Genomic DNA, 23926 nt, shown 5'->3' on the forward strand with positions numbered 1-23926 from the left:
AATGTGAATCCCTTTATACGCCTTGCCAGCTGGCCGGGCGGCCGCACCCGCGAAGCCGAAAGGCTGCGGGTGAGGAAAGTCCGGGCTCCATGGAGACACGGTGCCGGTTAATGGCCGGCGGGGGCGACCCTAGGGAAAGTGCCACAGAAAGCAAACCGCCACGATCCGTCGTGGTAAGGGTGAAAGGGTGGGGTAAGAGCCCACCGCGCGACTGGCAACAGGAGCGGCACGGTAAACCCCACCGGGAGCAAGACCGAATAGGGGCGGTGCGAGGGGAAACCCTCGAGGGCTGTTTCCGGCTCACCGCCCGGGTAGGTTGCGTGAGGCGCTTGGCAACATGCGTCCAAGATGAATGGCCGCCACGTTCTCGCGCCGCAAGGGCGAGGGCCATACAGAACCCGGCTTACAGGCCAGCTGGCAATTTTCGTCCAGATTCTACAAGGAAATTCCCTGATATCAGCAGGTTACGTCTTCGGGCGCGCCTGCTGGTTCAGGCGCTTCATTGACTGAATCAGCTTTCATTGGGCTGTGCGTGAAGCAAGCGTTCCTTGAAACTGGTGCGATTAAATCGTACCTTCCTGGTGCGGGTGGTATCAGGAGCGCACCGTGGGTCAGGTCGACAAACGCAGCATCACGCTTTCGCCGGAATTGGCGGCGGCGGTCGACGATGTGGTCGCCGCCGGCGAATATGCTTCGGCGAGTGAGGTGATCCGCGACGCACTCAGGCAATGGAAGGACCGCCGTGACTTGCACGGCTACACGGTCGAGGAGTTGCGCAAGCTGGTGCAGGAGGGGATCGACAGCGGACCGGCACTGGACGGGCCGCCAATCATGGAACGACTGCGCGCCAAATATCTGAAAATTGCCGAGGCCAAAGGCCTTGAGGAGTGAAATACCGCCTGCTTCCTCAGGCATTAATCGACCTCGAACTTATCGGCGACTACATTGCCGAACACAATCCCAATGCGACCATCCGCCTCGTGAATATCTTGGAGAGGCGTTGGGATTTGTTGACCCTGCATCCTTTTTCCGGCGCGCCGCGCGAAGACATTGCGCCCGGCATCCGCCATCTGGTCGTCGGCGAATACCTCACCTTGGACCGGGTCGGCGAGGATGCAGTCGAGATCCTGCGTGTGCTGCATGGCCGGCGCAATATCGAAGCCGACGATCTGGCTTCGTGATCGGTTCGTCAACCCCTGATACCGTCAAGCGACGCCTCGATCGCCTGCCAAAGCGCTTCCACCGGCTCGCAGCCGACCGACAGGCGAACAAAGCCGGGCGGCACCGCATCACCCCAGCGGGCGCGCCGCTCGGCCGAAGAGTGGACGCCGCCGAAGGAGGTCGCCGGCTGGACCAGGGCGCAAGCGCCGATGAACGCTTCGGCCTTGGCTTCACTCCCCAGGTCGAGGCCGATAAGGAAGCCGAAACGTTCCATCTGGGTGGTCGCCAGATTGTGCGAAGGGTCATCCTCCAGTCCAGGAAAGCGGACGGATTTCACGGCCCGATGATTTGTCAGGCGTCGGGCGATCAGTTCGGCCGATTTGCACATGCGCTCGAAGCGGACTTCCAGCGTCTCGAGGCCTCGATGGACCAGCCAGGCTTCGAATGGTCCGGGGATGGAGCCCGACAGTTTGCGCCAGTCGCGGATGGCGGTGATGATCCCGGCGTCACGGCAGGCGACATGGCCGAACAGCGCATCGGAATGGCCATTGGGCGCCTTTGTGTCAGCAGCAACGACGATATCGGCGCCGAGATCGAGAGGGCGCTGACCGTAAGGCGTCATCGTGGTGTTGTCTGCGACGACCAGCGCGCCGGCCTCGTGCGCAAGGCGCGCCACGCCGGCCATGTCGCAAATGTCCAGCCCGGGATTGGATGGGGTCTCGACGAACACCAGCCGGTAGCCGGAAAAACCGCCGTCCAGAAAGGACTTGGTCGGTCGTGCGTCGAACGGGACGTCGAAAGGTTTGAGGAAGCGCTCGGCAAGCAGGCGCGGCGTGTAGTAACCATCGGACGGCAACAGGATGCGATCGCCTGCCTTGAGCAGCGCGAAGAAGACCGCCGCGATCGCGGCCATGCCCGACGGGAACGCTACGGACGGCGCGTCCTCGAGGTGGCCGAGCATGTCTTCCACCGCCTCCCATGTCGGGTTGTCGTAGCGCCCGTACTGGCTGACGCCGGCCGGGTTGCCGGGCAGATGGAAAGTTGTCGTCATGGTCAGCGGCAGTGAAACCGGATCGCCCTTGGCGAGCTTGACGCCACGCAAATGGGCGAGGGTGGCGGCGCGCGACTTCGCTGTGTCGGACATCGTTTTTAGAACCCTGACTTTGAGGAGAAGGATGCGTAGACGCTATGCCGGGTGACACCGGCAGGCAAGCGCCGAACCGCGCCGGAAGACCGCTCTAAACGCTTCGTTAGGCTTAATGGAGGATAAAGACGGGAGTGCCGTCAAAGCTGCCCTCATCGGTTGTGGCGCGCGTTTGTGAAGCCTATTCCCGTTGACGCCCATAGTGCCCCATGATATCCCATTTAAACATTCAGGCCTTCGTTCCGCGTCAGGGTGAAGCGTACGCCAATCGGGCAGCCGCGGCGGCTGCGGTTCGCCTGTTTTCGCCTTTCGGAACGAAGTGGGTTTTGGGCAGGGACCGCGCCGCGGCGGCGCGGGCGGGAAGATGCAGAGGGGTGCGGCGGCGCAAGCGGCCGTAACGCGTAATGGACCGGTTTCTGTCGAGCGCGGTGAACAGGATCGATGCGAAGGGGCGGGTGTCCGTTCCAGCGCATTTCCGTGCGGTTGTGCAGAAGCGCGGTTATTCGGAACTCTATGCGCTGCGTTGCCTGGACCGTCCGGCGATGGATGTCGGCGGGCTCGACCTGCTCGACCGCTACGAGCAACGCATCGCGCAGGAAGACCCCTTCCTGCAGACCGCGGACGACATGTCGTTCTTCTGCCATGGCGATGGAACCTTTCTCAAGCTCGATCAGGACGGCCGCATCTCGATGACCGATTTCATCCGCGAGCACACCGGCATTTCCTCGGAAGCGGCTTTTGTCGGCCGCGGCAATTTCTTTCAGATCTGGGAACCTGGACGGCTCACCGCCTATGGGGCGGAAGCACGCGCCCGGCTTTTGCAGCTTCGGCAGGGGACGAAGCCCGGGGAGCGACCGGAATGATGGCGGGCTACGGCGATGACCCTCACGCCGTTGGCGGACCGGCCCGTCACATTCCGGTCCTCCTTGCCGAAGTGCTGGAGGCGCTTTCGCCCAAAACGGGCGAGGTGGTCGTCGACGGCACATTCGGCGCCGGCGGCTACACCAAAGCCATTCTGGCGAGCGGCGCCTCGGTTGTCGCGATCGACCGCGATCCAGATGCGATTGCTGCCGGTCGTGTTCTCGAGCAACAATCGGGCGGCAGGCTCCGGCTCGTTCAGGCGCCGTTCTCGACATTGGACGAGCATGTCGAAAGCGCTGACGGCGTCGTGCTCGACATCGGCATCTCCTCCATGCAGATCGATCAGGCGGAGCGCGGTTTTTCGTTCCGTGCCGACGGACCGCTCGATATGCGCATGGCCCAAGCTGGCCTCAGCGCCGCCGATGTCCTCAACACTTTCAAGGTGGGCGATCTTGCCCGCATCTTCGGGTTTCTTGGCGAAGAGCGCCATGCCGGCCGCATCGCCCGCATGATTGAAAGCCGTCGCGAAAAACATCCGTTCGAGCGCACGCTCGACCTTGCAGACGCTATTGAGACGCATATCGGCCGCGCGCCGAAGGACAAGATCCATCCAGCGACCCGCGTCTTCCAGGCGCTGCGCATTTTCGTCAATGACGAACTCGGCGAACTGGCCAAAGCGCTGTTTGCGGCTGAACGCGTGCTGAAACCGGGCGGACGGCTGGCCGTGGTGACGTTCCACTCCCTCGAAGACCGTATCGTCAAGCGCTTCATCGCCGATCGCGCCGATGCGGCGACAGGATCGCGGCACTTGCCCGAGGCGCAGGCGCGCAGCGCCACCTTCAAAAAGGTGGGCAGCGGCGTGACGCCCGGTGAGGCCGAGATATCGGCCAATCCGCGGGCGCGCTCGGCAAGGCTGCGCGCTGCGATCCGCACCGACGCGCCGGCGCGCCCCGGCGATTTTTCGATTTTCGGGCTTCCAAAACTTCCTGACCCAAAACTTCCCGGTGCCGAGCGGCTGGGAGAGAGGTGAGCACGTGTTTCGTACCAGCGACATAGTCCTTATCGCCGTCATGGTCTCGGCTGCGGCCTTGACTTTCAAGACCAAACGCGAGGCCGAGGAACAATTGGCGGCGGTGCACAAGATCCAGGCGCAGATCCGCTACGAGGAGGATACGATCGATCTCCTGAAGGCGGACTGGAGCCTGCTTACCCAACCGTCGCGCCTGCAAAAGCTGGCCGAGATCTATAAATCGCAACTCGAGCTCGAGCCGGTCAGCGCCCGCCAGATCATCGGGCTGGACGATCTGCCGGCAAAACCCCTCACCATCGAGGACCTTTCGTCCGAGCGGCTGGGCGGCATGGCCGACAGTTCCGGCAAGGAACCGATGGGCAACGACCCCGTGGTCACCGGAGGCATCGTCCAATGATCGCAAGAGTTCCCTTGCTCGCCAGTCTGCTGACGCGCCGCGCCAAGTCCGGCGACGACGGATCGATTGTGGTCGAAGGCGCCCGCAAGGCGACCGGCGGCAAGGGCAGGACCCGCGTCGTGATGACGATGGCGGTGTTTTTCGGCATCTATCTGACCATCACCGGGCGGCTGGTCTATCTCGGTTTCCAGAACCCCGACCTGTCCGGCGGTCCGCAGAGCCGGGTGACGGCGTCGCGGCCCGACATCGTCGACCGCAACGGCGAAGTTCTGGCGACCGACATCAAGACGGCGTCGCTGTTTGCCGAACCGCGCCGCATTGTCGACGCCGACGAGGCGATCGAAAAACTGGCAACGGTGCTTCCCGAAATCGACTACGAGCAGACCTATCATAAGCTGAAGAGCGGTGCCGGCTTCGTCTGGCTGCAGCGGCAACTGACGCCCAAGCAACAATCTGAGATTCTGCAGCTCGGCATTCCCGGCGTCGGCTTCCGCACCGAAAAGCGCCGCTTCTATCCGGCCGGCGAAACCTCGTCCTACATTGTCGGCCTCACTAACATCGACAATCAGGGCATCTCCGGCATGGAGAAATACATCGACGAACAGGGGCTGAGCGATCTTCAGGCGTCCGGCTTGGCGGTGGCCAAGGATCTGAAGCCGGTGCAGCTCTCGATCGACCTGCGCGTCCAGCATATCGTGCGTGACGAGGTCGCCACCGGCATGGAAAAATACCGCGCAATCGCGGCGGGCGCCGTCGTTCTCAATGTCAAGACCGGCGAAGTGGTCGCGATGGCCTCGGTTCCGGACTTCGATCCGAACAACCCCTATAATGCGCACGACAAGGACCGCTTGAACCGCATGTCGGCCGGGCTCTACGAGATGGGCTCGACCTTGAAGAGCTTTACCACCGCCATGGCGCTCGATTCCGGCAAAGTGACGCTGGAAAGCCGTTTCGACGCTACGCGCCCGATCAGGATCGGCCGCCAGACCATCCATGATTTTCATGGCAAGGCCCGGGTGCTGTCGGTGCCCGAAGTGTTCATCTATTCATCCAACATCGGTTCGGCCAAGGAAGCCGAAGCGGTTGGCATCGAGGGGCACCGCGAATTCCTGCATCGCCTGGGCATCCTCGAGAGAATACAGACGGAACTGCCTGAGGTCGCCCGCCCCACCGAGCCCAAAGTCTGGAAACAGGTCCATTCGATCACCATCGCCTTTGGTCACGGTGTGTCGACGACGCCGCTGCAGACGGCGGTCGGCTGTGCCGCGCTGATGAACGGCGGCTATCTAATCCAGCCGACATTCCTGAGACGCGCGCAGGAACAGGCGATGTCGGTGGCCAAGAAAGTGGTCAGCGACAAGACCTCCGAGAGCATGCGCTATCTCTACGCACTCAATGCCGAGAAAGGCTCGGGCAGGAACGCCAGGGTTCCAGGTTATCGCGTCGGCGGCAAGACGGGAACGGCCGAGAAGGTCGTCAACGGCCGCTACTCAAAGGACAAGAATTTCAATGCCTTCGTAGCGGCTTTCCCGATGGACGATCCGCAATACATCGTGCTTACGATCGCCGACGAACCGAAGCCGGAAAAACCCGGCATGGGTGCGACGGCCGCTTCGAATGCTGGCGTCATGGCTGCAAACATTATCCGACGTTCGGCTTCCATGCTTGGCGTGAAGCCAGATTTCAGCCATGAAAATGGCGCAACGCTGGTTTCCTATCAGTGATTCTTAGGGCGCGCCGGCAACTGCGCGCTATTTTGTTGCTATGAACGGGGTTCGATGAAGCTGAAAGACCTAGCCGGTATCCTGCCTGTCGAGGGGACAGCTTCCTTCGATACGGAGGTTACCGGGATTTCTTCGGATTCCCGCCAGGTAGGACCAGGCGTGGTCTTCTTCGCGCTCGCTGGCACCAAGACCGATGGCGCGGCCTATGCCGCCGATGCCGCCAAGCGCGGCGCCGCAGCGATCGTGGCCGGCAAGGGCAGCGCCGTCGCCGGACTGCCGGTGCCGGTTTTCTCCGTCGACGATCCGCGCTTAGCGCTGGCGCTGAGTGCGGCCCGCTACTTCGGCAGGCAGCCGCAAACCATGGTCGCGGTGACCGGCACCAGCGGCAAGACATCGGTTGCGGCTTTCACCAGGCAGATCTGGGAGCAGTCAGGCTTTGCCGCTGCTTCGATCGGCACAACCGGCGTGGTGGCGCCGCGCCGCAACGAGTATGGCTCGCTGACCACCCCCGACCCGGTCGACCTGCACAGGCTGCTGCGCGAACTGGCGGATGCCGGCGTCACCCACGCATCGATGGAGGCCTCCAGCCATGGTCTCGATCAGCACCGGCTTGACGGCGTGAAGCTCGCAGCCGGCGGGTTCACCAATCTCGGCCGCGATCACATGGACTATCATCCGACAGTCGAGCACTATCACCGCGCCAAGCTGCGCCTGTTCGACGCGCTGCTGCCGAAGGGCGCGCCGGCCGTCGTCTTTGCCGACGATCCCTGGTCGGAGCCGACGATCCAGGCGGCGAGGGCCGCGGGACTGGATGTGCTGACGGTCGGCCGCCACGGCGAGTTCCTGACACTGAAGCGGGTCGAGCACGAGCGCCACCGCCAGCGTGCCGAGGTGGAAGTCGATGGCGTTCTCCACGAGGTCGACCTGCCGCTGGCCGGCGATTTTCAGATCGCCAATGCCCTGGTTTCGGCGGGCCTTGCCATCTCCACTGGAACGCCTGCCGCCATAGCCCTGATGGCGTTGGAGAAATTGAAGGGCGCCCCGGGCCGGCTGGACCTTGTTGGCACCACTGCCAACGGTGCGCCGGTCTATGTCGATTACGCGCACAAGCCGGACGCGCTGGAAAACGTGTTGGCCTCGGTGCGGCCGTTCACCACCGGTCGCGTCATCGTCGTGTTCGGCTGTGGCGGCGACCGCGACCGCGGCAAGCGTCCGATCATGGGCGAGATCGCCACGCGGCTCGCCGATGTCGTCATCGTCACCGACGACAATCCGCGCTCGGAAGTGCCCGAAACGATCCGTGCCGCGATTCTTGCCGCTGCGCCCGGCGCTATCGAGATCGGCGACCGGCGCAAGGCGATCCACCAGGCAGTCGCCATGCTCCATGCCGGCGACACGCTGATCGTGGCCGGCAAGGGGCATGAGGAAGGCCAGACCATCGGCACCGAGACGCTGCATTTTTCCGACCATGAGGAAGTCCGCGCCGCGCTCCAGGAGCACGCCGCATGAGCTTCCTGTGGACCTCCGAGGATCTCGTCGCCGCCATGGGCGGACGACCGCTCGGTCCGATGCCCGAAGGTATCAGCGGCATCTCGATCGACAGCCGCAGCCTTGCGCCGGGCGATGCTTTCTTCGCCATCAAGGGCGAGGCGATGGACGGCCATGATTTCGCGACCGCGGCCATCAAGGCCGGCGCCGGCGTGCTGATCGTCGCCGAGGGCAAGCTGCCGTCGCTCGGGCGGCTGACGGCGCCGATGATCGTCGTGCAGGACGTGCTGGCCGCACTGGAAAAGCTGGGGCTGGCCGCCCGCGCGCGCTCGAATGCCAAGATCATCGCGGTGACCGGTTCGGCGGGCAAGACCACCACCAAGGAAGCGCTGCGCCATGTGCTGTCCGCGGTCGGCAAGGTGCACGCATCGGCGCAGTCTTTCAACAACCACTGGGGCGTGCCGCTGACGCTGGCGCGGATGCCTGTGGATTGCGACTATGCCGTGTTCGAGATCGGCATGAACCATCCCGACGAGGTCCGGCCACTGGCCAAGATGGTCCGGCCGCATGTCGCCATCGTCACGCTGATCGCCGCGGCACATCTTGGCTTCTTCCGCAATGTGGACGAGATCGCCAAGGCCAAGGCCGAGATTTTCGAAGGGCTGGAACCGGACGGCGCCGTCCTTCTCAACCGCGACGACCCGCGCTGGAAGCTTCTGGACAAGATGGCGAGAGCCGCCGGCGTCGAGCACATCTACGGCTTTGGCGAGAATGCCCGTGCGACCTTCAAGCTGCTGAAATGCGCGCTGCATGCCGATCATTCTGTCATCACTGCCAAGATCGGCGGTCAGGAGATCACCGCCAGGGTTGGCGCGCCGGGCCGCCACATGGTGCAGAATGTGCTGGCCGTGCTCGGCGCCGCGCACCTGGTCGGCGCCGACGTCGCCAGGGTGGCGCTGGCGCTGGCCGATCTTTCGGCCGAACGCGGACGCGGCAAGCGCCATGTGCTGCGCCACCCGAAAGGTCCGATCACGCTGATCGACGAGAGCTACAACGCCAATCCGGCGTCGATGAGCGCAGCAATGGCGCTGCTCAACGCGACGCCGGTGTCGGGCGAAGGCAGGCGCATCGCGGTGCTCGGCGACATGCTCGAGCTCGGCGACCACTCGGCGAAGCTGCACGCAGCCCTTGCCGATCTCATCGTCGGCACCGACACGCGCACGGTCTTTCTCGCGGGCCCGCAAATGCGGGCGCTGGCCGATATCCTGCCTGATGAGATCGAGACAGAATATCGCGCCGGCGCAGAGGATCTGAAACTGGTGCTTCTGTCGGCGCTGAAGCCGGGCGACGTGGTGATGATCAAATCGTCGAAAGGCATCGGGTTTTCCAAGTTGGTCGACGCACTGCTCAGCAAATTTCCGGCGGCAGCCGCAACCGCCAAACAGACCTAGAGCCAGGTCCGGGGACCGAATCGCATGTTCACACTGCTCGTCGAATTCGCGGACAAGATCTCGGTCTTCAACGTCTTCCGCTACATAACCTTCCGCACCGGCGGCGCGCTGATCACCGCGGCGCTGATCGTCTTCATCTTCGGCCCGGCTATCATCAATTCGCTGAGGCTGCGGCAGGGCAAGGGCCAGCCGATCCGCGCCGACGGGCCGCAGACGCATTTCAAGAAAGCCGGCACGCCGACCATGGGCGGGCTGATGATCCTATGCGGCATCATCGGCTCGTCGCTGCTGTGGGCGAACCTGTCCAGCATCTATGTCTGGGTGGTGCTGCTGGTGACCCTGGGTTTCGGTTCGATCGGGTTCTACGACGATTATCTCAAGGTGACGAAGCAATCGCATCTTGGCTTTTCCGGCAAGGCGCGGCTGGGGCTTGAATTCGTCATCGCCGGCATCGCCGCCTGGGTGATCATGCACAATGGCCAGGCGCCGTTCTCGTCGTCGCTGACCTTCCCCTTCGCCAAGGAGTTCCTCATCAATCTCGGCTGGTTCTTCATCCCGTTCTCGTGCTTCGTCATCGTCGGCGCCGGCAACGCGGTGAACCTGACCGATGGCCTCGACGGGCTGGCGATCGTGCCGATCATGATCGCGGCGGCGTCCTTCGGCGTCATCGCCTACCTGTCCGGCAACGCGGTGTTCGCCGAGTATCTGCAGATCCATTTCGTGCCCGGCACCGGTGAATTGGCGGTGGTCCTCGGCGCAGTGATCGGCGCCGGCCTCGGCTTCCTGTGGTTCAACGCACCGCCGGCGGCGATCTTCATGGGCGATACCGGCTCGCTGGCGCTGGGCGGCCTGATCGGCACGGTTGCGGTTGCCACCAAGCACGAGATCGTGCTGGTCATCGTCGGCGGCCTGTTCGTCGTCGAGATCCTGTCGGTCATCATCCAGGTCGGCTACTTCAAGATGACCGGCAAGCGGGTGTTCCTGATGGCGCCGATCCATCATCATTTCGAAAAGCTCGGCTGGACCGAAAGCCAGGTGGTGATCCGCTTCTGGATCATCGCCGTCATCCTGGCGCTGGTCGGCCTGTCGACCCTCAAGCTCCGATAGGAGGCCGCTTGATCCCCGCCGCATCGTTCGCAGGCAAGCGCGTTTCGCTCTTCGGGCTCGGCGGCTCGGGGATCGCCACGGCGCGCGCGTTGATCGAGGGCGGGGCGGAGGTGCTCGGCTGGGACGACAATCCCGGCAGTGTCGCCAATGCCGCGGCCGTTGGTATCGCGACCGGCGACCTGCGTGGCGCCGACTGGGCGAAGTTCTCGGCCTTCGTACTGTCGCCCGGCGTGCCGCTGACGCATCCGAAGCCGCACTGGACAGTGGAACTGGCGCGCGCTTCAGGCGTCGAGATCATTGGCGACATCGAGCTGTTCTGCCGGCAGCGGACCTTGCTGGCGCCGGCAGCGCCGTTCATCGCCATAACCGGCACCAACGGCAAATCGACGACCACAGCGCTGACGGCGCATATCCTGAAATCGGCCGGACGCGACACGCAGATGGGCGGCAATATCGGCCGCGCGGTGATGACGCTCGATCCGCCGGAACCGGGGCGGCACTATGTCGTGGAATGCTCGTCGTACCAGATAGACCTGGCGCCCTCGATCAATCCGACCGCCGGCGTCCTGCTCAACCTGACGCCCGATCATCTCGACCGTCATGGCACGATGCAGCACTACGCCGCGATCAAGGAGCGGCTGGCGGCCGGCAGCGAGACGGCCATCGTCGGTGTCGACGATTCCTGGTGCGCGCAGCTCGCCGACCGGCTGGAGCGGGCAGGCCGGCACGTCATCCGCATTTCGAAGCGCCTGCCGCTGACCGACGGCTATTTCGCCGACGGCAGCAATCTGATGGAGGCGGTGCACGGCCGTTACAGCCGGGTCGCCTTTCTCGAGGGCATCGGCTCGCTGCGCGGCCAGCACAATGCGCAGAATGCGCTGGCCGCTCTCGCCGCCTGCCTCAAGGTCGGGCTCGAGCTGGGCGAGATCCAGTCGGGGCTGGAGAGCTTTCCCGGGCTGGCGCACCGTATGGAGCAGGTCGGCCGCAAGGGCCATGTGCTGTTCATCAATGATTCCAAGGCGACCAATGCCGATGCGGCTGCGCCCGCCTTGTCCTCCTTTTCGCGCATCTACTGGATCGCCGGCGGGTTGCCGAAAGAGGGTGGCATCGAGCCGTTGCGCGGCCTCTTTCCGCGCATCGCCAAGGCCTATCTGATCGGCGAGGCAGCACCAGCCTTCTCGGCGACGCTCGGCAAGGCGGTGCCCTACGAGATTTCCGGCACGCTGGCCGCAGCAGTCGAGCATGCCGCAAGCGACGCGGCCAGGGACGTTGGCAACGGCGAGGTGGTGGTGCTGCTTTCGCCGGCCTGCGCCAGTTTCGACCAGTTCAAGAATTTCGAAGTGCGCGGCGAAGCCTTCAGGCAAGCTGCGAGCACTATTGATGGCGTGAAGCTCATCGGAGGGGCACGATAATGCAAAGCCGTCTTGACAAAAGCCCGGTTGCCACCTGGTGGTGGACGATCGATCGCTGGTTCCTGGCTGCGTTCCTGTCGCTGATGGGGCTCGGCATCGTGCTGTCCTTCGCGGCAAGCCCGGCGGTGGCCCAGCGCATCGGACTGGACAGTTTCCACTTCGCCACAAGGCAGATCATCTTCACCATTCCCGCACTTGGCGTGATGCTGGCCGTCTCCTTCCTGGAATCGCGGCAGATCAGGCGCATGGCCCTGGCGATGCTGTGCATCACGCTGGTGCTGATGGTGGCGGTGCTCTACATCGGCGTCGAGGTGAAGGGCGCGCGTCGCTGGGTGTCGCTCGCCGGCGTGTCGCTCCAGCCGTCGGAATTCCTGAAGCCTGCCTTCGTCGTCATCTGCGCCTGGCTGTTTGCCGAACACAAGCGCCAGCCCGACATTCCAGGCAATCTGTTCGCCATGCTGCTGCTGGCCCTTGTCATCTCGCTGCTGGTGGCGCAGCCCGATTTCGGCCAGACCATGCTGGTGCTCGGCACCTGGGGGGTGATGTTCTTCATGGCCGGACTGCCATGGCTGTGGATCATCGCGCTGGGCGCTGCCGGCGTCGGCGGCGTGTTTGCCGCCTATACTGTGTTCCCGCATGTCGCCGGCCGCATCGATCGCTTCATGACCGGCGAGGGCGACACGTTCCAGGTCGACATGGGCCGTGATGCGCTGATCAATGGCGGCTGGTTCGGCGTCGGGCCGGGCGAGGGCACCGTCAAGCGGGTGATACCCGACAGCCATGCCGATTTCGTCTACTCGGTGGCCGGCGAGGAGTTCGGACTGATCATGTGCTTCTTCATCATGACCATCTTCGCCTTCATCGTGCTGCGCGGCCTCGGCACCGCGCTCAAGGAACAGGACGATTTCACGCGCTATGCGGTTGGCGGCCTGGTCACGGTCTTCGGTCTGCAGTCGGTCATCAACATGGCCGTCAATCTGCAGCTGATGCCGGCCAAGGGCATGACCTTGCCGTTCATCTCCTATGGTGGCTCCTCGCAGATCGCCATCGCAATCTCGATGGGCATGGTGCTGGCGCTGACGCGCAAACGGCCGGAAAAGCGCAAGCAATTGGGCTTCGCGCCGTCGCAGCGCGCCATGCCGGCGGAGTGAAATGTCGAGGGGCTCGATCCTTCTGGCGGCCGGCGGCACGGGCGGGCATCTCTTCCCGGCCGAGGCGCTGGCGCACGAGTTGATCAGGCGCGGCTGGACAGTGCATCTCGCCACCGATGATCGTGCCGAGCGTTTTGCCGGCCAGTTCCCGGCCGCGGGCATCCATCCGATCCAGTCGGCGACCATCGGCTCGAAAAACCCCTTCGCCGTGCTCGCCGCCTTCTGGAAGATCTGGAGCGGGGTGCGGCAGGCATCGGCTGTGATCGGCCGGGTCAAGCCAGCCGTCGCGGTCGGTTTCGGCGGCTATCCGACGCTGCCGCCGCTCTATGCGGCGACGCGGCGCAAGGTGCCGACGCTGATCCACGAGCAGAACGCGGTGATGGGGCGCGCCAACCGGGCGCTCGCCGGCCGTGTCGACGCCATCGCCGGCGGGTTCTTGCCGGAAGATTCAAGCGCTGCAGGCGCCAAGACGGTGACGACCGGCAATCCGGTCAGGCCGCAAGTGCTGGAGGCGGCAAAGACGCCCTATGCGGCGTCGACCGGGGAGCAGCCGTTTCGGCTTCTGGTGTTCGGCGGCAGCCAGGGCGCACAGTTCTTTTCCGATGCGGTGCCGGCGGCGGTTCGACAGCTCTCCGATGCACAACGCGAGCGGCTTGATATCACCCAGCAGGCGCGTGCCGACGACGTCGAGCGGGTGAAGGCGGCCTATGCCGCCCTTGGCGTCGAGGCTGAGGTGTCGCCCTTCTTCACAGACATGGCGGCGCGCATGGCTGCGGCGCATCTGGTGATGTCGCGGTCCGGCGCATCGACCGTATCGGAAATCGCGGTGATCGGCCGGCCGGCGCTGCTGGTGCCCTATCCGCATGCGCTCGACCACGACCAGGCGGCCAATGCAGCGGCATTGGCCGCGGCAGGCGGCGCCGAAGTGCATCCGCAATCGACGCTTTCGTCCGAGCGCATCGCCGCGCTCGTCGGAGCGCTGATGGACGATCCGGAGCGGCTGACCACAATGGCAGCGGCGGCGAAATCGGCCGGAAAACCGGACGCGGCACGGTTGCTCGCCGATCTGACAGAGGCTATTGCGTCGAAGAAAAGCGTATCGGAATTCAGGAAGGAGACGCACGTATGAAGATGCCGCAGACGATCGGCCTCGTGCATTTCATCGGCATCGGCGGTATCGGCATGAGCGGCATCGCCGAGGTGCTGCATAATCTCGGCTACGAGGTGCAAGGGTCCGACCAGGCCGACAGCGCCAATGTGCAGCGGCTGCGCGATAAGGGCATTGAGTGCTTTGTCGGTCATCATGCCGACAATATCGGCGATGCCGAAGTGGTCGTCGTCTCGACGGCGATCAAGAAATCCAATCCCGAGCTGAAGGCCGCACGCGAGAAACTGCTTCCCATCGTCCGTCGCGCCGAGATGCTGGCCGAACTGATGCGCTTCCGGCAGGCGGTGGCAATCGGCGGCACGCATGGCAAGACGACGACGACCTCGATGGTGGCGACGCTGCTCGAAGCCGGCGGGCTCGATCCGACCGTGATCAATGGCGGCATCATCAATGCCTACGGCACTAACGCCCGCATGGGCGATGGCGAATGGATGGTGGTGGAGGCCGATGAGAGCGACGGCACGTTCCTGAAGCTGCCGGCCGAGATTGCCGTCGTCACCAACATCGATCCCGAACATCTCGACCATTACGGCTCCTTCGACAGGGTGCGCGAGGCCTTTCGCCAGTTCGTCGAAAACGTGCCGTTCTACGGCTTCGGCGTCATGTGCACCGACCATCCGGAGGTGCAGGCGCTGGTCAGCCGCATCGAGGACCGGCGCGTCATCACCTATGGCCAGAACGCACAGGCCGACGTGCGTTTCATCAATCACCGCATGGATGGCCCGACCTCGGAATTCGACGTGGTAATCCGCGACCGCAAGACCCGCGGCCAGTCGACGATAACAGGCCTGCGCCTGCCGATGCCCGGCCGTCACAACGTCTCCAATGCGACCGCGGCGATCGCCGTCGCGCATGAGCTCGGCCTTTCGGCCGAGGCGATCAGGAAGGGCCTGTCGTCCTTCGCCGGCGTCAAGCGGCGCTTTACGCGTACCGGTTCGTGGAACGGCATCGATGTGTTCGACGACTACGGCCACCATCCCGTCGAGATCACAGCGGTTCTGAAGGCGGCGCGCGATGCCACCCAGGGCCGCGTCATCGCCATTGCCCAGCCGCACCGCTTCACCCGGCTGCATGATCTGTTCGACGAGTTCTCGGTCTGCTTCAACGATGCCGACACGGTGATGGTGGCGCCGGTCTATGCGGCAGGCGAAGAGCCGATCGACGGAGTGACGTCCGAGGCATTGGTGTCGCGAATCCGCTCCGGCGGCCATCGCGACGCGCGCTACATCGAAGGCCCAGCGGCGATTGCGCCTGTTATCCGCGACCTGGCCAAACCAGGCGATTTCATCGTCTTCCTCGGTGCCGGCAACATCACGCAATGGGCCTACGCGCTGCCCAGGGAACTCGGCGGGACGGCCTCATGACGCGCGGTCAGGCGTTGATCGACAAGCTTGGCGGCCGGCTTGCCGGCCTGCGCGGTCGCATCACGCCGAATGCCGAGATGGATAAGATCACCTGGTTCCGCGCCGGCGGGCTGGCCGACGCACTGTTCCAGCCGGCCGACGAAGACGATCTCGCTGCGTTCCTGAGAGCAGTGCCCGAGGAGATATCGCTGACCACCGTCGGTATCGGCTCGAACCTGCTTGTCCGTGACGGCGGTATTGCGGGCTTCGTCATCCGGCTTTCGGCCAAGGGCTTTGGCGAAGCCGAAGTGATTGCGCCGACCACAATCAAGGCGGGCGCGGCCACGCCCGACAAACGCCTTGCCGCCGTCGCCCATCAGGCTGGCATAGGCGGCTTTGAGTTTTACCACGGCATTCCGGGCGCCATCGGCGGTGCGCTGAGGATGAATGCCGGCGCGAATGGCGTCGAGACGCGCGATCGCGTTGTCGAGGTGCGGGCGCTCGACCGCAAGGGCAATGTGCATACGCTGAGCAACGCCGATATGGGCTACGCCTATCGCCATTCGGCAGCACCTGCCGGACTGATCTTCACATCGGCCGTGTTCGAAGGCGTTTTGGCAGACAAGGCCTCGATCAAGGCGGCAATGGACGCCGTCCAGCACCATCGCGAGACCGTGCAGCCGATCCGCGAAAAGACTGGCGGCTCGACCTTCAAGAATCCGGAGGGCACCTCGGCCTGGAAGGAGATCGACAGAGCGGGCTGTCGGGGGCTGATGATCGGCGGCGCGCAGATGTCGCCGATGCATTGCAACTTCATGATCAACACGGGAACCGCGACCGGCTACGACCTTGAATATCTTGGCGAGACGGTGCGCACGCGCGTGCTCGAAAGGTCGGGCATCCGGCTGCATTGGGAAATCAAGCGCATCGGCAAATTCCGGCCGGGGCACGAGGTCCAGGAATTCCTCGGACAGTTGCTATAAGGACTCACAACACAGTTTTCGCGGCCGTTTTTGCGGAAAGTGAATCTCCGGAATCGTAAAGACTTGCCAGCGATTCAACTCTCTGATTCTCTGCCCTGAAGCGTTTCCTGATTTGAGTCGTTTCGACGCGTCACCAGCGTATTTCCGTCAGGGGCAGCCTGCCGGGAGACTCGGGGACTCGATGTTGCAGAAATCATCAGAGCAGGGGCTGCTCCGAGCGTTTGAGTGTATGGCCCTTTCCGGGGCGTGTGAGATGCAGACCCGCAGCGAAAGGGCCCGCCGTGAGAGGGAATGACGGGAAATGAAAAGCAAGCACGTGGCCGTCCTTCTGGGTGGATTCTCGTCCGAGCGGCCCGTGTCCTTGTCTTCGGGGAAAGCCTGTGCTGATGCGCTCGAGACGGAAGGCTACAAGGTCACTCGCGTCGACGTCTCGCGCGATGTTGGATCGGTGTTGGCTGAGCTCAAGCCTGAGGTTGTCTTCAATGCGCTGCATGGTCCTTTCGGCGAGGACGGCACCATCCAGGGCATCCTCGAATATCTTGCCATCCCCTACACCCATTCCGGCGTGCTCGCCTCGGCGCTTGCCATGAACAAGCAACAAGCCAAGAAGATCGCCAGGTCTGTCGGCATTCCGGTCGCCGAATCGAAGGTGGTCAATCGCTTCGGCATCCAGAGCAAGCACCCGATGAAGCCGCCCTACGTCGTCAAGCCGGTCAATGAGGGGTCGAGCTTCGGCGTCGTCATCGTGCACGAAGGGCAGTCGCATCCGCCGCAGGTCATCGGTTCGTCCGACTGGAAGTATGGCGATACCGTCATGGTGGAGCGCTATGTGCACGGGCGGGAGTTGACCTGCGCGGTGATGGGCGATGTGGCGCTCGGCGTCTGCGAGATCATCCCGACCGGCCATTCCTTCTACGACTATGATTCAAAATACGTCGCGGGCGGATCAAAACACGAATGCCCTGCAAAAATTTCACCGAATATTTACCAAAAAATACAGACACTGACGCTCAAGGCTCACCAAGCTATCGGCTGCCGGGGCGTTTCCCGGTCGGACTTCCGTTATGATGATCGACACTCCGAGAACGGCGAAATTGTCTGGCTCGAGATCAACACTCAGCCGGGCATGACGCCGACATCCTTGGTGCCTGAAATCGCCGCGCAGTCGGGACACTCGTTCGGCGATTTGTTGAGTTGGATGGTGGAGGACGCTTCGTGTCTGCGTTGAGGTGGGGACAGGGCAAGGGGAAGGGCGCGGCCGGGCCGACGCTGTTCGGTGTGTCGTTGTCGTTCGACCACTTCGTGCTGCCGCGTCTGCTTCGCCGGCCGGCGCGAATGCTCGCGCGTCTGGGCGAGGACGACTTCGAGGTGCCGCCGTTTTCCGCAGCCGTGCTGTCGGCGGCGCTGCTTGTATCGGGCAGTGCCTATGGCGCCTATCTCGGCGGACATGTCGACGGCATCGTCCAGGGCGTCACCGCCCGCACTGGCTTTGCCGTCGACCAGATCAAGGTCGTCGGCAACCGCGCAACCTCCGAGATCGATATTCTCGACAGGATGCAGCTCGATGGCTGGACGTCGCTGATCGGCTTCGATGCCGAAGCGGCGCGGGAGCGCATCGCCACGCTGCCCTGGGTCGAGGTTGCGGCGGTGCGCAAGGTCTATCCGCACACGCTTGAGGTGCGCATCGAGGAGCGTGAGCCCTTCGCGCTCTGGCAGCAGGGCAGCGAGCTTTCCGTCATCGAGCGGTCCGGCGCCGTGATCGCGCCATTCTCCGGCGGCAAGCAGTCGCTGCTCCCACTGATCGTCGGCACCGGGGCCCCGGCCAAGGCACCGGATTTCCTGGCCAGGATCAAGAAATACCCAGAGCTTGCCGCACGGGTCAAAGGCTATATCCGCATCGGCGAACGGCGTTGGGACCTGAAGCTGGAAAACGGCATCACGGTCAAGCTTCCCGAGGATGGCGAGGACCAGGCGATCGCCGATCTGGTCAGGATGGACCGAGAGAACGGGCTGCTGACGCGCGATATCGCCGGCGTCGACATGCGCCTTTCCGATCGCCTCGTCGTCCAGTTGACGCCGGAGGCGGCGACGCAGCGTCAGGCCGTGCTCAATGAAAAGCCGAAAATGCCGAAGCGCAAGCCGGAGACGAAGATATGAGCTGGCTTGGCGGCAACAGCGATGCCTCGTCGCGCCGGTCCGGCATCATGACGGTGCTGGATGTCGGCTCGAGCAAGGTCTGCTGCGTGGTGGCCAAGCTCAAGCCGCGCGAGGACGGGATGCTGCTGCGCGGGCGCTCGCATCGCATACAGGTGATCGGCATCGGCCACCAGAAATCGCAAGGCGTGAAATCGGGTGTCGTCATCGATCTCGATAGGGCCGAGCACGCCATCCGCCTTGCCGTCGATGCCGCGGAGCGCATGGCCGGGCTGACCGTCGATTCGCTGATCGTCAACATGACGGCCGGCCGGCTAAAGAGCGAAAGCTTCTCGGCAACCATTAACCTTGGCGGCCACGAAGCCGACGAGGCCGACATCAAGCGCGTGCTTGCCGCCGGCGCCAAGCAGGCGCTGCGGGCCGAGCGCGAAGTGATCCATTCGCTTCCCGTCGGCTTTTCGCTCGACGCCGAGCGCGGCGTGCGTGATCCGCGCGGCATGGTCGGCGACCAGCTCGGCGTCGACATGCACGTGCTGACGGGTGACGCGGCACCGTTGCGCAATCTGGAGCTTTGCATCAACCGTTCGCACCTGTCGGTCGAGCGCATGGTGGCGACGCCCTATGCCAGCGGGCTTGCCGCACTGGTCGACGACGAGCTCGAGATGGGCGCAGCCTGCATCGACATGGGCGGCGGCACCACGACGATCTCGATGTTTTCGGAAGGCAAGTTCGTTCATGGCGACGCCATCGCCATCGGCGGCAACCACGTCACGCTGGACATGGCCAAGGGCCTGTCAACCTCGCTCGACGCCGCCGAGAGGCTAAAAGTGATGCATGGCTCGGCGCTGCCCGGCAGTGCCGACGACCGCGACCTGGTCTCGATACAGCCGATCGGCGAGGATGGCGAGGTGCCGCTTCAGATCCCGCGTTCGGTGATGACGCGTATCATCCGGGCGCGCATCGACGAGACGCTCGAACTGTTGCGCGACCGGCTGAACAGGTCCGGCTACGGCAACGCCGTCGGCAAGCGCGTCGTGCTAACCGGCGGCGCCAGCCAGCTTTCCGGCCTGCCCGAGGCAGCGCGCCGCGTTCTCGGACGCAATGTGCGCATCGGCCGTCCGCTCGGTGTAGCGGGCCTGCCGGAGGCGGCCAAGGGGCCGGCTTTCTCGACGCCGGTCGGGCTTCTGATCTACCCGCAGATGGCGAATTTCGAGAGCCATCCGGCGAAAGGAATTTCTGGTCTCAGGATGACCGGAACAGGCGGAAAACTGCATCGAATGAGTCAGTGGTTGAGAGACAGTTTTTAAATTGACGGGGACAGCCCCATAGGCGGCCGCAGCGGCGAAGCGGCGGGAAAGGCAAAGGACGGAGACAATGACCATCAATCTGCAGAAGCCGGACATCACCGAGCTGAAGCCGCGTATCACCGTGTTCGGTGTCGGCGGCGGCGGCGGCAATGCCGTCAACAACATGATTACCGCTGGCTTGCGCGGCGTCGAATTCGTGGTGGCCAATACCGATGCGCAGGCGCTTACAATGTCCAAGGCGGATCGCCTGATCCAACTCGGCGCGCATGTCACCGAGGGCCTGGGTGCGGGGTCGCAGCCGGAAGTCGGACGCGCCGCGGCGGAGGAATGCATCGACGAGATCGTCGATCATCTCTCCAACACCCATATGTGCTTCGTCACTGCCGGCATGGGCGGCGGCACCGGCACGGGGGCCGCGCCGGTCGTTGCACGTGCCGCGCGCGAGAAGGGAATTCTCACCGTCGGCGTCGTCACCAAGCCGTTCCATTTCGAAGGCCAGCGCCGCATGAAGACGGCGGATCTGGGCATCGAGGAATTGCAGAAATGCGTCGATACCCTCATCGTCATCCCCAACCAGAACCTGTTCCGGCTGGCCAATGACAAGACGACGTTTGCCGACGCTTTCGCCATGGCCGACCAGGTGCTCTATTCCGGCGTCGCCTGCATCACCGACCTGATGGTCAAGGAAGGGCTGATCAACCTCGACTTCGCCGACGTCCGCTCAGTCATGCGCGAGATGGGCAAGGCGATGATGGGGACGGGCGAAGCTTCCGGCGAGGGTCGCGCCATGGCCGCCGCCGAAGCCGCGATCGCCAACCCGCTGCTCGACGAGACTTCGATGAAGGGCGCCAAGGGGCTGTTGATCTCGATCACCGGCGGCCGCGACCTGACCCTGTTCGAAGTCGACGAGGCGGCGACCCGAATTCGCGAGGAGGTCGACCAGGAAGCCAACATCATCCTGGGTGCGACGTTCGACGAGGATCTCGAAGGCGTCATCCGCGTCTCAGTGGTCGCCACCGGCATCGACAAATCGGCAGCAGAAATCGCTGCCGCGCCGATCGCCATCCGCACGGCTCCGCCAAAGCCGGTCAGCCGCCCCGCCGCTCCGATCACGGAAAGCCGTCCGGCGCCTGTCCAGCAGGGAGGCTACGAGCCGCGCGCCGCCGATCCTGTAGCCGAGGCAATCCAGCTCGCCGAGGCGAATGCGGCGGCGATGGCGCGTCCCGCGCCGGCGCCACAGGCGGAAGATTTCCGCCCGCAGAGCAAGATCTTCCAGGCCCCTCCGGCCCAGCCGCAGCCGATGCTGCAGCCAATGGTTCAGCAAGCGACGCAGCCCGCGCCGCAGCGTGAAGTGCTTCAGCCGGCAGCGCCCCAGCGCATGCCGCGCGTCGAGGACTTTCCGCCGGTGGTGAAAGCCGAGGTGGAAGCCAAAAGCCGTCCGGCCGACCACGAGAACAGCGGACCGATGGGACTGCTCAAGCGCCTGACCAATGGCCTTACCCGTCGCGAAGAAGAGCCTGCACGGCTGCAGCCGGCGCAGCCGCGCGAGCCGAAACTGCGCCAGGCGGCACCCGAAGTGCGCCGCCTTGCCAGCCAGGATCCGCAGCTTTACGCGCCACGCCGCGGCCAGTTGGACGATCAGGGCCGGCTGACGCCGCAGAGCAGGGCTGTCCAGGAAGACGATCAGCTGGAGATTCCGGCATTCCTGCGCCGCCAGGCCAACTGACCTGTTAACGGACCGTAACAGTTGTTAACAGGCAGACAAGAAATTGTTTGCCTGTTAACGTTAAAAGTGCTTGTAAAACAAGGAGTTATGAGACCGTATCCGCTTCGGATCGCGGTTACAGAGAGTAAGAAACCGTGATTTGGAGACTTCCTGCCGGACCACTATCTTCGCCCCGATCAATTTCGGTTTGCTGGGATTCGGGGAAGTGGCCCTGCCTGCCGATCAAAGAGCCGCGCCCTTGGGCTAATGAAGCGGACGAAGGCAGTATGGGCTATGGGGTTTGTTTTGCACGACCATCAGACGACACTTAGATCGCGTGCGACGCTGACCGGCACCGGTGTTCACAGCGGCAATTCTGTTACCGTTCATTTCCTGCCGGCAGACGCTGATACGGGTGTCGTGTTCCAGCTTTCGAATGGAAGCGAAGTCCGGGAATTCCGTGCGCTCGTTTCCGAGGTCGGCGCCACCGATCTGTGCACCATGCTCGGCGATCCGGCAGGCGAGCACATCGCCACAGTCGAACATCTGATGGCCACGGTCTTCGGACTCGGCATCGACAATGTCGTCATCGAGATCGACGGCCGTGAGGTTCCGATCCTTGACGGCAGCGCCATGGCGTTCGTCGAGGCCATCGACCAGGCGGGCATCGATACGCTGCCGATCAAGCGCCGCTACATCAGGGTGGTCAAGCCGGTTCGCATCGAGAACGGTGCCTCCTGGGCGGAGTTCAGGCCCTATGACGGCACGCGCTTCGAAATCGAGATCGATTTCGAAAGCCCGGCGATCGGCCGTCAGCTCTTTGCATCCGACATGAACGCCGACATTTTTCGCCGCGACATCGCGCGGGCCCGTACCTTTGGTTTCATGAAGGACGTCGAGCGGCTGTGGGCAGCCGGCTATGCGCTCGGCTCCTCGCTGGAAAACTCCCTGGTGATCGGCGACGACAACCGCGTGATCAACATCGGAGGCTTGCGCTATCCCAACGAATTCGTGCGCCACAAGACGATGGACGCCATGGGCGATCTGGCGCTGGCCGGCGCCCGGTTCATTGGTTGCTTCCGTTCCTATCGCGGCGGCCACAGGCTGAATGCGGCAGCGCTGCGCCGCCTGTTGTCGGACCGTTCGGCGTTCGAGATTGTCGAGACGACACGCCGCGAGCGCGGTCGCACCGCAGAAATGAGCGCCGTCTATGCACCTGTCTACGCGCCCTGGATGATCTGATTCTTAACATTTTTCGGGCTTTATCGCCGTCGGCCTGTGTTGCATGAATGCACCATTGGCTGGCGAAATCATCCAAGTATGCGGGCTGCGCCAGGCTGCCACAAAAATGTGCGATTGGCCGGAGATAGCGTTGCCGGGCACGGCGATTATGGTTATGCCTGCTGCCCCAGAGCGAAATGACGACTGAAATGACGCCGAAAGGGCGGAATCCAATCATGTTCTTCAAGCGAATTGGTCAATCGAAAGCGCCGCATCGGGCTGTTTTCCTGGCGCTTTCGGTGGTTGTTCCATCGCTGTTCCTGTCGGCCTGCATGTCGTCCGAAAAGGATGTCGACCTGTCGACCTATGTCGAGCAGACCGAGCCGGCCGACGTTCTCTATAATCAAGGCCTCGCCAATCTGAATGCCGGGCGTCTGCAGGAGGCGAGCCGCAAATTCAGTGCGGTCGACCGCCAGCATCCCTATTCCGAATACGCCCGCAAATCGATGGTGATGGGTGCCTTTGCCGACTATCGCCAGGGCAACTATACCGAGGCGATCGGTTCGGCCAAGCGCTATCTCACGCTCTATCCGTCGACCGACGACGCTGCCTATGCCCAGTACATCATCGGGCTCAGCTACTACCGGCAAATCAGGGATGTCACCCAGGACCAGAAGGAAGCGCGTCAGACCGTGCAGACGATGCAGGATCTGGTGACGCGCTGGCCCGATTCCGAATATGTCGACGACGCCAAGGAAAAGATCCGCTTCGCCAACGACCAGCTCGCCGGCAAGGAGATGCAGATCGGCCGCTATTATCTCGAGCGCCGTGAATACATCGCCGCCGTCAAGCGGTTCCGCGTCGTGGTGGAGACCTATTCCAACACGCGCCATGTCGAGGAAGCGCTCGCGCGCCTTACCGAAACCTATTACGCGATGGGGCTGACATCGGAAGCGCAGACTGCCGCTGCGGTGCTCGGCACAAACTATCCCGACAGCGTGTGGTACAAGGATTCCTACAAGCTTCTGCAGACTGGTGGGCTCGAGCCGCGCGAGAATGCCGGGTCGTGGATCGCCAAGGCCGGGAAGCTGATCACCGGCGCCTGAGCGGCGCGCCACC

The 23926-nt window shown here is 63.7% G+C and carries 21 protein-coding genes and 1 other RNA gene; 21 read left to right on the forward strand and 1 reads right to left on the reverse strand.

Going from position 1 to position 23926, the window contains the following annotated elements; all coding sequences use genetic code 11:
• The first annotated feature begins 25 nt into the window (after nucleotides 1-25).
• From rnpB to NMG70_RS31565, 3 genes are all read left to right on the forward strand, one after another.
• An RNA gene (gene rnpB / locus NMG70_RS31555) (RNase P RNA component class A) lies at nucleotides 26-422 on the forward strand.
• Between the two features lie 184 nt (nucleotides 423-606).
• Nucleotides 607-891 carry a type II toxin-antitoxin system ParD family antitoxin gene (locus NMG70_RS31560; RefSeq protein WP_095483322.1) on the forward strand — a complete coding sequence of 95 codons (285 nt, stop codon included), beginning with the start codon at nucleotides 607-609 and terminating at the stop codon, nucleotides 889-891.
• Nucleotides 888-1181 carry a type II toxin-antitoxin system RelE/ParE family toxin gene (locus NMG70_RS31565; RefSeq protein WP_254028102.1) on the forward strand — a complete coding sequence of 98 codons (294 nt, stop codon included), beginning with the start codon at nucleotides 888-890 and terminating at the stop codon, nucleotides 1179-1181. The genes NMG70_RS31560 and NMG70_RS31565 overlap by 4 nt, the downstream gene beginning before the upstream one ends.
• A gap of 8 nt (nucleotides 1182-1189) precedes the next feature.
• Here the strand turns inward: NMG70_RS31565 and NMG70_RS31570 are convergent, their stop codons facing one another.
• Nucleotides 1190-2305 (reverse strand): cystathionine gamma-lyase, encoded by a 1116-nt coding sequence (locus tag NMG70_RS31570; RefSeq protein ID WP_254028103.1) that lies wholly within the window; start codon nucleotides 2303-2305, stop codon nucleotides 1190-1192.
• Between the two features lie 404 nt (nucleotides 2306-2709).
• Between NMG70_RS31570 and mraZ the strand changes: the two genes are divergently transcribed.
• The 18 genes from mraZ (at nucleotide 2710) to NMG70_RS31660 (ending at nucleotide 23913) form a co-directional block, all read left to right on the forward strand.
• Nucleotides 2710-3168 (forward strand): division/cell wall cluster transcriptional repressor MraZ, encoded by a 459-nt coding sequence (mraZ, locus tag NMG70_RS31575; protein WP_254028104.1) that lies wholly within the window; start codon nucleotides 2710-2712, stop codon nucleotides 3166-3168.
• Nucleotides 3165-4196 carry a 16S rRNA (cytosine(1402)-N(4))-methyltransferase RsmH gene (rsmH, locus tag NMG70_RS31580; RefSeq protein WP_254028105.1) on the forward strand — a complete coding sequence of 344 codons (1032 nt, stop codon included), beginning with the start codon at nucleotides 3165-3167 and terminating at the stop codon, nucleotides 4194-4196. The genes mraZ and rsmH overlap by 4 nt, the downstream gene beginning before the upstream one ends.
• 4 nt (nucleotides 4197-4200) lie before the next feature.
• Entirely contained in the window at nucleotides 4201-4593 is a 393-nt protein-coding gene (ftsL, locus tag NMG70_RS31585; protein WP_254028106.1) for a cell division protein FtsL, read from the forward strand.
• Nucleotides 4590-6317, forward strand: coding sequence for a peptidoglycan D,D-transpeptidase FtsI family protein (locus NMG70_RS31590; RefSeq protein WP_254028107.1), 1728 nt, complete (start codon nucleotides 4590-4592; stop codon nucleotides 6315-6317). Before ftsL ends, NMG70_RS31590 begins: the two co-directional genes overlap by 4 nt.
• Before the next feature lie 54 nt (nucleotides 6318-6371).
• On the forward strand, nucleotides 6372-7826 hold the full coding sequence (locus tag NMG70_RS31595; RefSeq protein WP_254028108.1) for a UDP-N-acetylmuramoyl-L-alanyl-D-glutamate--2,6-diaminopimelate ligase: 1455 nt from the start codon (nucleotides 6372-6374) through the stop codon (nucleotides 7824-7826).
• Nucleotides 7823-9256 carry a UDP-N-acetylmuramoylalanyl-D-glutamyl-2,6-diaminopimelate--D-alanyl-D-alanine ligase gene (locus NMG70_RS31600; protein WP_254028109.1) on the forward strand — a complete coding sequence of 478 codons (1434 nt, stop codon included), beginning with the start codon at nucleotides 7823-7825 and terminating at the stop codon, nucleotides 9254-9256. Before NMG70_RS31595 ends, NMG70_RS31600 begins: the two co-directional genes overlap by 4 nt.
• A gap of 24 nt (nucleotides 9257-9280) precedes the next feature.
• Complete coding sequence (mraY, locus tag NMG70_RS31605; RefSeq protein ID WP_023798736.1) at nucleotides 9281-10363, forward strand: phospho-N-acetylmuramoyl-pentapeptide-transferase; 1083 nt, start codon at nucleotides 9281-9283, stop codon at nucleotides 10361-10363.
• A gap of 8 nt (nucleotides 10364-10371) precedes the next feature.
• The gene (gene murD / locus NMG70_RS31610) at nucleotides 10372-11775 is read left to right on the forward strand and encodes a UDP-N-acetylmuramoyl-L-alanine--D-glutamate ligase (RefSeq protein WP_254028110.1); all 1404 of its coding nucleotides are present in this window, start codon (nucleotides 10372-10374) and stop codon (nucleotides 11773-11775) included.
• Entirely contained in the window at nucleotides 11775-12926 is a 1152-nt protein-coding gene (ftsW, locus tag NMG70_RS31615) for a putative lipid II flippase FtsW (RefSeq protein WP_254028111.1), read from the forward strand. Before murD ends, ftsW begins: the two co-directional genes overlap by 1 nt.
• A 1-nt stretch (nucleotide 12927) precedes the next feature.
• Nucleotides 12928-14055 (forward strand): undecaprenyldiphospho-muramoylpentapeptide beta-N-acetylglucosaminyltransferase, encoded by a 1128-nt coding sequence (gene murG, locus NMG70_RS31620; protein WP_254028112.1) that lies wholly within the window; start codon nucleotides 12928-12930, stop codon nucleotides 14053-14055.
• Nucleotides 14052-15458 carry a UDP-N-acetylmuramate--L-alanine ligase gene (gene murC / locus NMG70_RS31625; RefSeq protein WP_254028113.1) on the forward strand — a complete coding sequence of 469 codons (1407 nt, stop codon included), beginning with the start codon at nucleotides 14052-14054 and terminating at the stop codon, nucleotides 15456-15458. Before murG ends, murC begins: the two co-directional genes overlap by 4 nt.
• Nucleotides 15455-16420, forward strand: a complete 966-nt coding sequence (gene murB, locus NMG70_RS31630) for a UDP-N-acetylmuramate dehydrogenase (RefSeq protein WP_254028114.1) — start codon at nucleotides 15455-15457, stop codon at nucleotides 16418-16420. The genes murC and murB overlap by 4 nt, the downstream gene beginning before the upstream one ends.
• Nucleotides 16421-16721: 301 nt before the next feature.
• Nucleotides 16722-17648 (forward strand): D-alanine--D-alanine ligase, encoded by a 927-nt coding sequence (locus NMG70_RS31635; RefSeq protein WP_254028115.1) that lies wholly within the window; start codon nucleotides 16722-16724, stop codon nucleotides 17646-17648.
• Complete coding sequence (locus NMG70_RS31640) at nucleotides 17636-18577, forward strand: cell division protein FtsQ/DivIB (protein WP_254028116.1); 942 nt, start codon at nucleotides 17636-17638, stop codon at nucleotides 18575-18577. Before NMG70_RS31635 ends, NMG70_RS31640 begins: the two co-directional genes overlap by 13 nt.
• The gene (gene ftsA, locus NMG70_RS31645) at nucleotides 18574-19881 is read left to right on the forward strand and encodes a cell division protein FtsA (RefSeq protein ID WP_254028117.1); all 1308 of its coding nucleotides are present in this window, start codon (nucleotides 18574-18576) and stop codon (nucleotides 19879-19881) included. Before NMG70_RS31640 ends, ftsA begins: the two co-directional genes overlap by 4 nt.
• A gap of 67 nt (nucleotides 19882-19948) precedes the next feature.
• Nucleotides 19949-21607, forward strand: a complete 1659-nt coding sequence (ftsZ, locus tag NMG70_RS31650; protein ID WP_254028118.1) for a cell division protein FtsZ — start codon at nucleotides 19949-19951, stop codon at nucleotides 21605-21607.
• 273 nt (nucleotides 21608-21880) lie between these two features.
• The gene (gene lpxC, locus NMG70_RS31655) at nucleotides 21881-22828 is read left to right on the forward strand and encodes a UDP-3-O-acyl-N-acetylglucosamine deacetylase (protein WP_254028119.1); all 948 of its coding nucleotides are present in this window, start codon (nucleotides 21881-21883) and stop codon (nucleotides 22826-22828) included.
• Between the two features lie 215 nt (nucleotides 22829-23043).
• On the forward strand, nucleotides 23044-23913 hold the full coding sequence (locus NMG70_RS31660; protein ID WP_023798747.1) for an outer membrane protein assembly factor BamD: 870 nt from the start codon (nucleotides 23044-23046) through the stop codon (nucleotides 23911-23913).
• Nucleotides 23914-23926: the final 13 nt, after the last annotated feature.

The organism is Mesorhizobium ventifaucium, from assembly GCF_935822925.1.
Taxonomy (GTDB): Bacteria; Pseudomonadota; Alphaproteobacteria; order Rhizobiales; family Rhizobiaceae; genus Mesorhizobium; species Mesorhizobium ventifaucium.